Origin of the sequence: Streptomyces sp. VTCC 41912 (assembly GCF_045799175.1) — a bacterium.
GTDB classification, from domain to species: domain Bacteria; phylum Actinomycetota; class Actinomycetes; order Streptomycetales; family Streptomycetaceae; genus Streptomyces; species Streptomyces albulus_C.
Genome location: NZ_JBJMAB010000001.1, coordinates 290,376 through 303,073 on the forward strand (window position 1 = coordinate 290,376; position 12,698 = coordinate 303,073).

10 protein-coding genes are annotated in these 12,698 nt (G+C 75.0%); 5 read left to right on the forward strand and 5 right to left on the reverse strand.

Annotation, left to right across the window (positions count from 1 at the left end):
* Window positions 1-16 precede the first annotated feature (16 nt).
* The 5 genes from ACJ6WD_RS01310 to ACJ6WD_RS01330 all read right to left on the reverse strand — a co-directional run bounded on the left by ACJ6WD_RS01310 (window position 17) and on the right by ACJ6WD_RS01330 (window position 8,006).
* A complete protein-coding gene (locus ACJ6WD_RS01310; RefSeq protein WP_016572066.1) occupies window positions 17-1,414 on the reverse strand; it encodes an NADP-dependent succinic semialdehyde dehydrogenase in 1,398 nt (465 codons plus the stop codon).
* Window positions 1,415-1,900: 486 nt separating this feature from the next.
* Window positions 1,901-3,208, reverse strand: coding sequence for an MFS transporter (locus ACJ6WD_RS01315; RefSeq protein ID WP_020930069.1), 1,308 nt, complete (start codon window positions 3,206-3,208; stop codon window positions 1,901-1,903).
* 58 nt (window positions 3,209-3,266) lie between these two features.
* On the reverse strand, window positions 3,267-4,412 hold the full coding sequence (locus tag ACJ6WD_RS01320; RefSeq protein WP_407615104.1) for an amidohydrolase family protein: 1,146 nt from the start codon (window positions 4,410-4,412) through the stop codon (window positions 3,267-3,269).
* A 68-nt stretch (window positions 4,413-4,480) separates the two neighbouring features.
* A complete protein-coding gene (locus ACJ6WD_RS01325) occupies window positions 4,481-5,863 on the reverse strand; it encodes a glutamine synthetase family protein (protein ID WP_376436337.1) in 1,383 nt (460 codons plus the stop codon).
* A 79-nt stretch (window positions 5,864-5,942) separates the two neighbouring features.
* On the reverse strand, window positions 5,943-8,006 hold the full coding sequence (locus ACJ6WD_RS01330; RefSeq protein ID WP_233656530.1) for a SpoIIE family protein phosphatase: 2,064 nt from the start codon (window positions 8,004-8,006) through the stop codon (window positions 5,943-5,945).
* A gap of 261 nt (window positions 8,007-8,267) precedes the next feature.
* Between ACJ6WD_RS01330 and ACJ6WD_RS01335 the strand changes: the two genes are divergently transcribed.
* The 5 genes from ACJ6WD_RS01335 to ACJ6WD_RS01355 all read left to right on the forward strand — a co-directional run bounded on the left by ACJ6WD_RS01335 (window position 8,268) and on the right by ACJ6WD_RS01355 (window position 12,679).
* A complete protein-coding gene (locus ACJ6WD_RS01335; protein WP_016574552.1) occupies window positions 8,268-9,134 on the forward strand; it encodes a TetR/AcrR family transcriptional regulator in 867 nt (288 codons plus the stop codon).
* Window positions 9,135-9,250: 116 nt separating this feature from the next.
* Entirely contained in the window at window positions 9,251-10,147 is an 897-nt protein-coding gene (locus tag ACJ6WD_RS01340; RefSeq protein ID WP_038523433.1) for a 3-keto-5-aminohexanoate cleavage protein, read from the forward strand.
* An 83-nt stretch (window positions 10,148-10,230) separates the two neighbouring features.
* Complete coding sequence (locus ACJ6WD_RS01345; protein ID WP_233656529.1) at window positions 10,231-11,256, forward strand: 3-hydroxyacyl-CoA dehydrogenase NAD-binding domain-containing protein; 1,026 nt, start codon at window positions 10,231-10,233, stop codon at window positions 11,254-11,256.
* Complete coding sequence (locus ACJ6WD_RS01350) at window positions 11,256-11,768, forward strand: thioesterase family protein (protein WP_233656527.1); 513 nt, start codon at window positions 11,256-11,258, stop codon at window positions 11,766-11,768. The genes ACJ6WD_RS01345 and ACJ6WD_RS01350 overlap by 1 nt, the downstream gene beginning before the upstream one ends.
* 146 nt (window positions 11,769-11,914) lie before the next feature.
* Complete coding sequence (locus ACJ6WD_RS01355; RefSeq protein ID WP_376436450.1) at window positions 11,915-12,679, forward strand: GNAT family N-acetyltransferase; 765 nt, start codon at window positions 11,915-11,917, stop codon at window positions 12,677-12,679.
* The last annotated feature ends 19 nt before the right edge of the window (window positions 12,680-12,698 follow it).

A 12,698-nucleotide genomic window follows, 5' to 3' on the forward strand; every position in this document is an offset into this window, starting at 1 on the left:
GTCGGGGCCCGCGGGCTCACTCCTCCGGTCCGAACCACACCGTCGTCATGTTGCAGAACTCCCGCATGCCGTGGCCGGAGAGCTCACGGCCGTAGCCGGAGCGCTTGGCGCCGCCGAAGGGCAGGCCGGGGTGGGAGGCGGTCATGCCGTTGAAGTACACCCCGCCGGCCTGGAGGTCCCGGGCCAGGCGGTCCTGTTCGGCGGCGTCCCGGGTCCAGGCGTTGGAACTCAGGCCGAACGGCGTGTCGTTGGCGAGCGCGATCGCCTCGTCCAGGTCGGCGACGCGGTAGAGCGTGGCGACCGGGCCGAACGCCTCCTCCTGGTGGATCCGCATGCTCGGGGTGATGCCGGTGAGCACGGTCGGCTCGTAGAACCAGCCGGCGTGCCGGTCGGGCGGGCGGCGGCCGCCGCACTGCGCCCGGGCGCCCTGGTGGACCGCGTCGTCGACCAGCTCCTCCAGGTCGGAGCGGCCCTGTTCGCTGGCGAGCGGGCCGACGTCGGTGGCCTCGTCCATCGGGTCGCCGACGGTCAGCGCGGCCATCCGGGCGGTGAACCGTTCGGCGAAGGCGTCGTGCACGTCGGCGTGGACGATGAAGCGTTTGGCGGCGATGCAGGACTGGCCGTTGTTCTGGACGCGGGCGGTGACCGCGATCCGGGCGGCCTTGTCCAGGTCGGCCGACGGCAGGACGACGTAGGGGTCGCTGCCGCCGAGTTCCAGGACGGTCTTCTTGATCTCGTCACCGGCGACGGCGGCGACCGCGCGGCCGGCGGGTTCGCTGCCGGTCAGGGTGGCGGCGGCGACCCGGGGGTCGCGCAGGACCTCCTCGACCGCGGCGGAGCCGATCAGCAGGGTCTGGAAGCAGCCGTCGGGGTAGCCGGCGCGGCGGAACAGCTCCTCCAAGTAGAGCGCGGTCTGCGGGACGTTGGAGGCGTGCTTGAGCAGACCGGTGTTGCCGGCCATCAGGGCGGGGGCGGCGAACCGGACGACCTGCCAGAGCGGGAAGTTCCAGGGCATCACCGCGAGGACGGTGCCGATCGGGCGGTAGCGCACCACCGCGCGGGCCGCGCCGGAGTCCCGGACGTCGGCGGGATCGGGCTGCTCGTCGGCGAGGAGCGCCTCGGCGCGGTCGGCGTACCAGCGCATCGCCTTGACGCACTTGGCGGCCTCGGCGCGGGCCTGGGCCAGCGGTTTGCCCATTTCGGTGGTGACGGTGCGGGCGATGCCGTCCTGGTCGGCTTCGAGCAGGTCGGCGGCGCGGTGCAGGAGTTCGGCGCGGTGGGCGAAGGACGTGCGGCGGTGGTCCTGGAACGCCTGGTCGGCGCGGACCAGTCGGTCCTCGATCTCGCCCGCGTTGAGCGCGTCGAAGGTCTTGAGGGTCTCGCCGGTGGCCGGGTTGACCGTGGCGATGGCCATGTTCGACACCTCCTTGCGGTGTGCTGCGGTGTGCTGCGGTGGCTGGGCGGGGACGCCGGGGCCGGGCGCTAGGAGTGCCCGGGTGACGCCTGGGAGAGCGGTCCGGGGGCCGGGGACGGCTCCGGGACCGGATCGGGTCCGGGCGGGCGCGGCACCGGCGAGGGGTCCGGGGGGATCGGGTCCGGCGGCGCCGGCGGTTGGGGCGGCCCGGGCAGCGGCTCGGGCGGCACGGGGCCGGGCGGGGGCTCCGGGACCGGACCGGGCGGCGGGCCTCCGGGGTCCGGCGGGATCGGTGGGGGCTGCCGGTCGCAGCCGGGGGTGCGGTGACGGCGGACGGGCGATTGCCGCTGCACGACGGGCCTCCGGGGTGGGACGACGGGTGGCTTACGGGCCCCCGTACCCGAGTCTCGCCCGTCTATGGCCGGCCCGCACGGCGGATCGCGGCGCCGGGCCGGGTCCCGTGACGGGCCGGCCCGGCCCTGAAGGTCACGGCTGCGGGTCCCGGGCGTCGTACCGGGCGAAGGCGCGGCGGCCCAGCCCGAGTGCGGTGACGACCAGGACGCAGGCCAGGCCGCCGCCGATCACCGCGGTGGCGGGCGAGGTCAGGTCGGCCGCGGAGCCGGCCAGGAAGTCGCCGAGCCGGGGCCCGCCGGCCACCACGACGATGAAGACGCCCTGGAGGCGGCCGCGCATCTCGTCCGGGGTGGCGGCCTGGAGCATGGTGCTGCGGAAGACCATGGAGACGGTGTCCGCGCAGCCGGCGACGGCCAGGAAGAACAGGCCGAGCCACAGGTGCCGGGAGAGGCCGAAGGCGGCGACGGCGGCACCCCAGGCCGCCACCGCGATGAGGATGGCCAGGCCGTGCCGCCGGATGCCGCCGAGCCAGCCGGAGAACAGGCCGCCCAGGACGGCGCCGACCGCGGGCGCGGCGACCAGCAGGCCGACGGTCTTGGCGTCGCCGCCGAACCAGAGCGCGGCGACCGCGGGGAACAGGGCCCGCGGCTGGGCCAGCACCATCGCCGCGAGGTCGGAGAAGAACGTCATGCGCAGGTTGGGGCGGGTGGCGAGGAACCGCAGGCCGTCCAGGACGGAGGCGCGGCGGGTCGGGCCGTCGCCCTGCTCGGGCCGCATGGCGGGCAGCCGCCACATCGCGTAGAGCGAGGCGGTGAAGGCCACCACGTCGATGAGGTAGGCCGCCTGGTAGCCCCACATGCCGACGATCACGCCGCCGAGCATCGGTCCGCCCATCAGGCCGAGGTTGGAGGTGAGGGACTGCAGGGCGTTGGCGGCCGGCAGCTGCTCGGTGGGCAGCAGGCGGGGGATCATCGACGAGCGGGCCGGGGAGTTCATCGCGAAGCAGACGGCCTGGAGGGCGACGACGGTGTAGAGCAGCCAGACCCGGTGGTAGCCGAGCAGTGCCGCGGTGGCCAGCACCACGGACATCGTGGTGGCGCCGGCGGCGCTGAACAGGCCCAGCTTGCGGCGGTCGACGGTGTCGGCGATGGCGCCGCCGTAGAGCCCGAAGACGACCAGCGGGACCAGCGAGCACAGGCCCACCAGGCCGACGGCGAAGGTGGAGCGGGTGAGGGCGTAGACCTGGAGGGAGACCGCCAGCGCGGTCATCTGCTGGCCCATCCAGGAGACGGTGTTGCCGCACCACAGGCGGCGGTAGTCGGGCGAGGTGCGCAGCGGGGTCAGGTCGGCGAATATCCGGCCGCGGGCCGGTATCCGGGGCTCGTCGGACTTTCCGGCCTGGTCATCGGCGGGCTCGTCGGAGGTCGTTGTACGTGGCACGCGGCAGTAAACCACGTCGCCGGGCCGCTGGGGAATAGGCGTAGGGGCCGAGCGCCCCTTACCCGACGGGCTCCGTCGGACCGTCGTCCGTCAGCCCGTACACCCGGCGCGCGTTCCCGGCGGCGATCATCGCCGCGACCCGCCGGGCGTCCGCCATCGACCAGGCACCGGACGCCGCCCAGCCGCCCAGCACCTCCCCCAGCGCGGTCCGGAACAGCGCGCTGCCCACCGTGTAGAGCTCCGGCAGGCCGTAGGCGTCGGTGGAGAACAGCAGCTTGCCGAACGGGGCCAGTTCCAGGAATTCGGCGAGCACCGCGGTGGCCCGCGGCCCGACGTGGGTGAGGGTCAGTCCGACGTCGGCGTGGACGTGCGGGAAGACCGCGGCCAGGTAGGCGGCCTGCCGGTGGTACGGGTAGCAGTGCAGCAGCACCAGGTCGGTGCCGGTGTCCGCGGTGGCCCGTACGAGGTCGGTGAGCAGCGCCGGATCGGCGTGGTCCAGCCGCAGGTCGGGGTCGCCGAAACCGGTGTGGAGTTGGAGCGGGCGGCCGGTGGCGACCGCGAGCCAGACGAGGTGGCGCAGCAGGACCGGGTCGGTGAGCCGGGGCGCGCCGGCGGCGAGCCAGGCGCGGGCGGCCGGGCGCACCGCGTCGGGGCCGGGCGGCGCGGGGTCCAGGGCGAGGCCGTGCCGGTAGGCGGCGACGGACTTGAAGGCGACGGCGCTCTCGGCGGCCGCCCGCACGGCGTGGGCCAGGGCGGCGAGGAACGCCTCGGCGGCGTCCGCCGCGCCGGGCCCGCGGTGGTCGGTCGCGGTCCGTTCGGCCAGCGCCTCCAACCGCACCACCTCGTGCCCGGTGGCGCCGCCCGCGGCGGCCGTCTCGTCCGGTCCGGTCAGGTCGCCGGGGAGTCCGGTGTCGACGAGGTAGGCGCCGATCCCGGTGGCGGACAGCAGGCGCCGTCGGGTCTCGTCCGGGCCGAGTTCGCGGCGTCGGGCGAGGTAGCGCTCGGGCGGGCAGTGCGCGGGCAGGTCGAGCAGCGGGGGGCACCAGCGGCGTACCGCGAAGCCGGTCTGGGTGTCGAAGTGGGTGGTGCCGGCCGCGGGCGGCCGGTCCGCTTCGGTGAGGAACGCGGCGAACGTCGCGGGGTCGGGTTCGTGGCGGACCACGCCGTGGCAGTGGTGGTCCACCAGCGGCGGCAGTCCGTCCAGCACCGCGGCGGCGTCGGGCCCGTACTGCGGCGGGGCCGGGGCGCCGGGCCCCGCCGCGCGGGTGGCCCTCACCAGCGCCAGCGGGTGGCCGCGGCGATCTCTTCCGGCTCCTGCTCCGCGAAGTGCGCCTCCTCGGCCCGTCGGACCGCGAGCACCGCGCCGTGCAGCACGTCGCCCAGCGCCTCGCGCAGCGGCGTCGCCTTCTCGAACCGGTCGGCGGCCTCGGTGAGCGTGGCGGGCAGCCGCACGATGCCGCGCCGGGCCCGCTCGCGGACGCCGAGGAGGCCCGGGTCGCCGGCCTGCGGGGCGGGCAGGTGGGCCGCGGTGTCGATGCCGTGCAGCCCGGCGGCGATCACCGCGCCGACCACGAGGTAGGGGTTGGCGGCGGCGTCGAAGGTCTTGACCTCGGCGTGGCCGCCGTCGGGGTCGTCGGGGGCGCCGGTGACCAGGCGGAGCGCCGCCTCGCGGTTCTCCACGCCCCAGCACTGGTAGACCCCGGCCCAGTGGGAGGGTTGCAGGCGCAGGTAACTGGCGGGCGAGGGGCAGCCGACGGCGAGCAGGGCGGGCAGCGCGTCCAGGACGCCGGCGAGGAACGCGACCGCCTCGGGCGCCAGGCCCCAGTCGGCGCCGGCGCTCCGGTGCAGGCTCGTCCCCGCGCGGTGCAGGCTGAGGTGGAGGTGGCAGCCGTTGCCGACCTCGCCGGCGACCACGGACGGGGCGAATCCGGCGCGCAGACCGTGCCGGGCGGAGACCGCGCGGATCGTCTCGCGGACCAGGACGACGTCGTCGGCGGCGCGCAGCGGGTCGCCGGCGGCGGTGCTGACCTCGAACTGGCCCGGCGCGTACTCGGGGTGGAGCTGGAGCACCTCGACGCCCTGGACGGTGAGGGCCTCGGTGACGTCGCGGAGGTAGTCGGAGAGCGCGACGACCCGGGCCATGCCGTAGGCGGGGCCGGTGCAGGGGTAGTCGAGCGCGGCGGCGTCGGCGGGGCCCTGCGGGGCGCGGGTGACCACCCATTCCGTTTCGAAGCCCATCCGCAGCTCCAGGCCGGCGGCGGCCGCCCGGTCGACCATCCGGCGGGCGAAGAGCCGCTGGCAGGCGGGGTGCGGCTGGCCCAGCTGGTCGTAGCGGTCGACCGGCGCCCAAGCCCAACCGGGCTGCGCGGCGAGCGTGGTGAGCCGGTCCAGGTCGGGGAAGAGCCGCAGGTCGCCGTCGGGGCCGCCGAGGTGGTCGGACACCGCGATGGCGTCGTCGGAGGTGAAGACGTCGAAGACGGGTGACATGCCGACACCGCGGGTGACGACGTCGGTCAGTCGGGGCGCCGGAACCGACTTGACGCGGGTGATGCCCGCATTGTCCACCCAGGTCAGCGCCACGTTGCCGACGCCTTCCGCGTCGAGGCGCGCCGCCAACTGGCGGGCGCTGTCGCGCTGTTCCGCCCGCGATCCCATAGAGCAGTCCTCACTTGGCCGTGCCGATTCCTCGGCGCTCGTTCCCGCTGAGTGCCGGGGTCGGCCAGGGCCTTCCCGGTCAGGGGCAGTTGAACTCGCACCATACGCACTTTCCGCCGCCGCGCGGTTCCACTCCCCAGACATCGGCCAGCCGATCGACGAGCAGCAGACCGCGGCCGGAGACCCCGGCCTCGCCTGGTTCCCGGCGGCGCGGCAGGCTGCTGGACCCGTCCTCGACCTCCAGCCGCAGTCGGCGTTCGGCGCCGTGCGGCATCCGGATGTTGACCACGGCCTCGCCGTCGGTGTGCAACAGGGCGTTGGTGATCAGCTCGTCGGCGACCAGTTCGATCTCGTCGGCGCGTTCGCGGGCGCCCCAGGCGCGGACCGCGGCGCGGATCATGTGGCGGGCGGCGGAGAGTCCCGCGGGGTCGGAGGGGGCGATGTGCTGCCGGAAGCGGCCGGCCGTGTCGTGCTCGGGCGCGCCGAGGCGGCGCAGCAGGAGCAGCGCCATGTCGTCCTCGCCCCGCCGGTCGTCCGCCGACTCGCAGAGCCGGTCGGCGAGTTGCTGGACGTCCTGCGGGCCGTCCCGGACCTCCCGCGCCAAGTGCCGCAGCCCGGCGTCCAGATCGGCGCCGGGCTCCTCGACCAGCCCGTCCGTGCACAGCACCAGGGTGTCGCCGGGGGCGAGGTGGACGGTGGTGACGGGGTAGTCCAGCAGCCGGAACTCCGAGGAGATGCCGAGCGGCAGGCCACCGGCCACCGGGAGCCGCCGGCAGATGCCCTCGGCGTGCCGCACCATCGGGTCGAGGTGGCCGGCCCGGACGAACCGGGCGGCGCCGGTGGTCAGGTCGGCGTCGACGTAGGTGCAGGTGGCGAAGCGGTCGGTGTCGAGTTCGTTGAGGAACGCGGAGGCCCTGGCCATCACGGTGGCCGGCGCGTGCCCCTCGGCCGCGTAGGCGCGCAGCACGATCCGCAGCTGTCCCATGAGGGCGGCGGCCTGGGTGTCGTGGCCCTGGACGTCGCCGATCACGGCGGCGACCCGGCCGTCCGGCAGCGGGATCACGTCGTACCAGTCGCCGCCGATGTCCCGGCCCATCCGCGCGGAGCGGTAGCGGACGGCGATCTGCGCCTCGGGGAAGCCGGGGATCCGGCGCGGCAGCATGGCCTGCTGGAGGCCGGCGGCGATCTCGTGCTCCTGGTCGTAGAGCATCGCCCGGGCCAGGCTCTGCGCGATGCTGCTGCCCAGCGCGAGCAGTACGTTGCGCTCCTGGTCGCGGAAGTCGCTCTCGCGCTCGAAGAACAGCCCGATCACCCCGATCGGGCGGCCCTGCGCGATCAGCGGCAGATACGCGGCGGAGCTGACGTTGAGCGGCTCGACGGCCGGCCACAGTCGCGGGTAGTGGGTGCGGAACTGTTCCCGGCTGTGGACGAACCGCGGGGCGAGGGTGCGCACCACCTCGCTCATCGGGAACTCGTCGCCGATCCGGGTGTACTCCAGGTCCGGGACGAAGCTGCCGGCCTTGCCCTCGGAGACCAGCCGGATCCGTCCGGCCTCGACCAGGCCGAGGATGACGTTCTCGGCGCCCAGCCGGCTCAGCCCCTGCTCATCGGCGAGCACGCCGATGACCTCGCCGACCGTGCGGGCGTGGGCGAGGGCGGCGGTGGTGCGCTCGACGACGCTGGTGTGCCGGCGGCGCTCCTCGGTGACCGCGATCCGCTCGGCGGCCTGGGCGTACTCGTCGCTGGCGTCGCGGACCACGCCGATGACGCGGCGGGGCCGGCCGGTGGGATCGCGGCGGATGCTGCCCTGGGCGTGCGTCCAGCGCAGTTCGCCGTCGCGCAGCCGGATCCGGAAGTAGGCGCCGTAGGAGTGGCTGCCGTCCTTGAGCGCGCGGGCCACCAGGGCGTCGAGCCGGGCCACCTCGTAGCCCGGCACGCGGGAGCCGAGGCTCGCCGGGCGGTCGTCGTACTCCGCCGGCCGGAGGTCGAAAACCTCCAGTGCGGGCGGATCCAGGTGCATCAGCCCGCTGTCGAGGTCCCAGTCGAAGCCGCCCATCCCGTTGAGGGCCAGGGTCAGGTCCGGGTGGGCGGGCCAGTCGTCCGGCACCGACACGGTGGGCCGCTTCGCTCCCCGGTCAGCCATGCCGTCACTTTGCCACATTCACCCGTATTGCGGCTTGTCCAGCACCGCCACCCTCCCCGAGTTCCCGCGTCCGGCGCGCCCCGCCCCGACCGGCCCCACGCCTGCCAGCGGGAGCCGCCCACCCCCTCCGCAACACCACTGACTCACGGCTCAGTATTCCCACAACGCCGCCCGACAGATACCCACGGAACAGGACTTTTCTCTACGATCGCCCGCTGATGGCGTTGCGATGTTCTCAACACCCTGTTAGCGTCCCCGGCCATGAACGCAGACCCCGGGGACCGGATCGCCGACGACGCCGGACACGTCACCGACCGCGTCCGGCAGGTGATCGCACGGCTCGGGTGCAGCCATCGGGAATTCGCCCGCCGGATCGTGATGGACCCCTCCAAGCTCTCCCGGTCCCTGAGCGGCACCCGACGGTTCGCCCTCGCCGAGATCGTCCGCATCGCCGACCTGGGCGGAGTGGACACCGGCTGGCTGCTGGGCGCCCCGGAACGCCCCGCGGCGCCCCCGGAGCGCGAGCCGGCCGCGGTGCCCGAGGGCGGCCGGCCGCTCCAGATCGTCCGGGAGACCGTCCGGCTGATCGCCGAGCACGGCTTCCACGCCGTGCGGGTCGCCGACATCGCCGCCGCCTGCGGCACCAGCCCGGCCGCCGTCCACTACCACTTCCCCGGCCGCGACGAACTCCTGGAAGCCGCCGTCCGCTGGTGCATGGACGAGGACACCGACCGCCGCGCGGCCGGACTGGCCGCCGCCCCCGACGCCCGCACCGAACTCCTGCACCTGATCGCCCTGCAGACGCCGCGCACCGCGCAGCAGCGCCGGCAGTGGCTGGTCTGGCTGGACCTGTGGGCGCAGGCCGCCCGCGACACCGCCGTGGGACGGCTCCACGAGCACTACTACCGGCAGTGGCGCACCACCGTCGCCGACGTCCTCCGACGCGGCACCGAGCAGGGCGTCTTCCGTCCCGTCGACCCGGACGTGACCGCCCTGAGGCTCACCGCCCTCATCGACGGCCTGGCCACCCAGGTGCTGGCCACCGCCCCGGACAGCACCAGCCCCGACACCATGCACGCCGCCCTGCTGACGTTCGTGGAGAACGAACTCGACGCGCACCGCCCCTGACGAGCGCGCGACCGGGCGGCCACCGCCCCTGCTGATGACCCCGCGCGCCCCGCGACGGTGCGTGCCCCGTCCGCCCGCCGCGCCCCTGCCCGCCCACCCCGACCCGAAGGGACCCCATGACCACCCCGACCAGCGACGTCATCATCACCTGCGCGCTCACCGGCGCCGGTGACACCGTCCGCCGCTCCCCGCACGTCCCCGTGACGCCCGAGCAGATCGCACAGTCCGCCGTCGAGGCGGCCGCCGCGGGCGCCGCGGTGGTGCACATCCACGTCCGCGACCCCGAGACCGGCGCCCCGTCCCGCGACCCCCGCCTGTACGCCGAGGTCGTCGACCGCATCAAGCAGACCGGCACCGACGTCGTCATCAACCTCACCGCCGGCATGGGCGGCGACCTGGTCATCGACCCGGAGCGCCCGCTCACCCAGCTGCCCGGCACCGACCTGGTCAGCGGCCTGGAACGGCTCCCGCACGTCGAGGACCTGCTCCCCGACATCTGCACCCTGGACTGCGGTTCCCTCAACTTCGGCGACGGCTCCACGCTCTACGTCTCCACGCCCGACATGCTGCGCGCCGGCGCCAAGCGGATCCAGGAGCTCGGCGTCCGGCCGGAGTTGGAGATCTTCGACACCGGCCAGCTGTGGTTCGCCAAGCAGCTGCTCGCCGAGGGCCTGCTGGACGACCCCAGCGTCTTCCAGCTCTGCATGGGCGTGCCGTGGGGCGCCCCGGCCGACCCCGGGGTCCTTCAGTCGATGGTGAACATGCTGCCCGAGGGCGCCCAGTGGGCGAGCTTCGCGCTGGGCCGGATGCAGATGCCCTGGGTCGCCCAGTCCATCCTGCTCGGCGGCAACGTCCGCGTCGGCCTGGAGGACAACCTCTACCTGAGCCGCGGCGTCAAGGCCACCAACGCCCAACTCGTCGAGCGCGCCGTCCAGATCACCGAACTCCTCGGCTCCACCGTGGCCACCCCGGACCAGGCCCGCGCCCGCCTCGGCCTGAAGCCGCGCGGCTGAGACCGCCACGAGCAACCGCCACACCGACGCCCCGCAACCACCCCGTTCCGTCGCGCGAACTCCCGCCCAGGAGGCAGCACCCCATGCCCTTCACCCCCTCCACCACCCCCGAGGCCGTCCGCCGCGTGGCCTGCATCGGCGCCGGCGTCATAGGCGGCGGCTGGGTAGCCCACTTCCTCGCCCGCGGCTACGACGTGACCGCCTGGGACCCCGCCGACGACGCCGAGGACAAGCTCCGCCGCCTGGTGGCCGCCGCCTGGCCCGCCCTGGAACAACTGGGGCTCGCCGACGGCGCCTCCCCGGACCGGCTGACGGTCGCCCCGACCCTCGCCGAGGCCGTCGCCGACGCCGACTTCGTGCAGGAGAGCGCCCCGGAGAAGCTGGAGTTGAAGCGTTCGCTCCTCGCCGAGCTGGACGCCGCCGCGCGCCCCGGCGTGGTCATCGCCTCCTCGACCTCCGGCTACCCGATGACCGACATGCAGACCACGGCGGCCGACCCGTCCCGCCTGGTCGTCGGCCACCCCTTCAACCCGCCGTACCTCATCCCGCTCGTCGAGGTCGTCGGCGGCACGCACACCGACGCCGCGGCGGTGGCGTGGGCCTCCCGCTTCTACGACGTCGCCGGCAAGTCGGTCATCACCATGGACCGCGAGCTGCCCGGCTTCATCGCCAACCGCCTCCAGGAGGCGCTGTGGCGCGAGGCACTGCACATGGTCGCCAACGGCGAGGCCACGGTCGAGGACATCGACGCCTCGATCACCGAAGGGCCGGGCCTGCGGTGGGCGTTCATGGGCCCCTGCCTGACGTTCGCCCTCGCCGGCGGCGAGGGCGGCATGGCCCACATGCTCGACCACTTCGGCCCCTCCTTGAAGTCCCCCTGGACCCGCCTGGAGGCCCCCGAACTGGACCGTGAGCTGCGGGACGCGATGGTCGACGGCTGCGCGACCGCCGCCGGGGACCGCACGTACGCCGACCTGGTGGCCGAACGCGATCAGGGCGTCATCGACGTCCTCCGCGCCACCGGCCGCCTCCCCCGGAGCGAGCGGGCCGCCGCCCCGGACCCGGCCGTCCCCGGCCAGCGCCCCCACGCGCCCGGGAGCGCCGCCTGATGGCCCCCGATCCGTCCACGCCGGCCGGGGGCCCCGCTCCCCTCCCCCTCCCCCTCTTCCGTCAGGTCGTCCGGGAAGACTGGATCGACTACAACGGCCACCTCAGCGAGGCGTACTACGTCCTGGTCTTCGGCTTCGCCACCGACGCCCTGATGGACGCGTGCGGTCTCGACGCCGCGTACCGGGAGCGCACGGGCTGCTCGCTCTACACCGTCGAGGCCCACGTCCGCTATCTCGACGAGGTCCCCCGCGGCAGCCAACTGGCCGTCCGCACCACGGTGCTCGGCGCGGCCGCGAAGAAGCTCCGTGTGGTCCACGAGATGTACCGCTGCGATCCCGCCGGCGCTCCCAGCGGCGCCCCGGTGGCCACCGAGGAGCTCTTCCTGCTCCACGTCGACCAGCGGCAGGGCTCCGCCGTCCCGTTCCCCGACGCCACCCGCGACCAGCTGGCCGCCCTCACCACCCCGGCGCCGGACTGGGCCGGCCGCGGGATCCGCCCGGTCGGCACCTGACCGCCGGCCCACGGGTCGGTGCCCGGCCCGCACGGCCGGGCACCGACCCGAAAGGGCGTTGCCCCTCGGTCGCGGAGGTGTTCTGATCACTGATCATGCGTCATGAGCACGCCCCTCCTCCCCATCCGCGCGAGCTGCCGGCCAGGATCGAACGGAACCTGGCCGAGCACGCCTGCCATCTGCACCGCAGCCTCCCGGACGCGACCGTCACCGAGGCCGCCGACCTCCTCGTCGCGGACAGCGGCCTCGCCGACGACACCTTCAACGTCGTCGCCGGGGCCCGCTTCGACGGGGCCACCGCCGCGGCCCGGATCGCCGACACCGTCCGCACGGTGGCCGCGACCGGCCGTCCCTTCTCCTGGTGGGTGGGGCCCGCCTCGACACCGCCGGACCTGGCCGCCCGGCTCGCGTCCGCCGGCCTCCCCCCTTCCGCACACGAGACGGCCATGTGGGCCGCGCTCGACGACGCCCTCCCCGCCGCCGTCCCGGGCCCCCTGGACGTCCAGCAGGTGACCACCCCCGAACAGCTCGCGCACTACGCCGCGGTCCTCGCCGCGAACTGGGATCCGCCCGCCGACACCGTGCGCCGCTTCTACGCGCGCGCCGCCCGGCAGGCGCTGGCCGCCGACTGTCCGGCCCGCTACCTGGTCGGGTACGCGGCCGGCCGCCCTGTCGCGTCGGCCGAGGTGTTCCACCACGCCGGCGTCGCCGGGATCTACAACGTCTGCACCCTGGCCGCCCACCGCCGCCGCGGACACGGCACCGCCCTGACCCTGGCCGCGCTCCACGCGGCCCGCGCCGAGGGCGCCGCCGTCGCCGTGCTCCAGGCGTCCGCGGACGGCGAACCCGTCTACCGGCGGCTGGGCTTCCGCCCCTGCGGCCGCTTCACCGAGCACCCCCTCGGCCCCTGAACCCCCGTGCGGACGGCTC

Excerpts from the sequence above, each read along its gene's own strand:
- ACJ6WD_RS01310 (WP_016572066.1), bottom strand. The coding sequence starts at position 1,414 with ATGGCCATCGCCACGGTCAACCCGGCCACCGGCGAGACCCTCAAGACC.
- ACJ6WD_RS01325 (WP_376436337.1), bottom strand. The coding sequence starts at position 5,863 with ATGGGATCGCGGGCGGAACAGCGCGACAGCGCCCGCCAGTTGGCGGCG.
- ACJ6WD_RS01330 (WP_233656530.1), bottom strand. The coding sequence starts at position 8,006 with ATGGCTGACCGGGGAGCGAAGCGGCCCACCGTGTCGGTGCCGGACGAC.
- ACJ6WD_RS01335 (WP_016574552.1), top strand. The coding sequence starts at position 8,268 with ATGAACGCAGACCCCGGGGACCGGATCGCCGACGACGCCGGACACGTC.
- ACJ6WD_RS01340 (WP_038523433.1), top strand. The coding sequence starts at position 9,251 with ATGACCACCCCGACCAGCGACGTCATCATCACCTGCGCGCTCACCGGC.
- ACJ6WD_RS01345 (WP_233656529.1), top strand. The coding sequence starts at position 10,231 with ATGCCCTTCACCCCCTCCACCACCCCCGAGGCCGTCCGCCGCGTGGCC.
- ACJ6WD_RS01350 (WP_233656527.1), top strand. The coding sequence starts at position 11,256 with ATGGCCCCCGATCCGTCCACGCCGGCCGGGGGCCCCGCTCCCCTCCCC.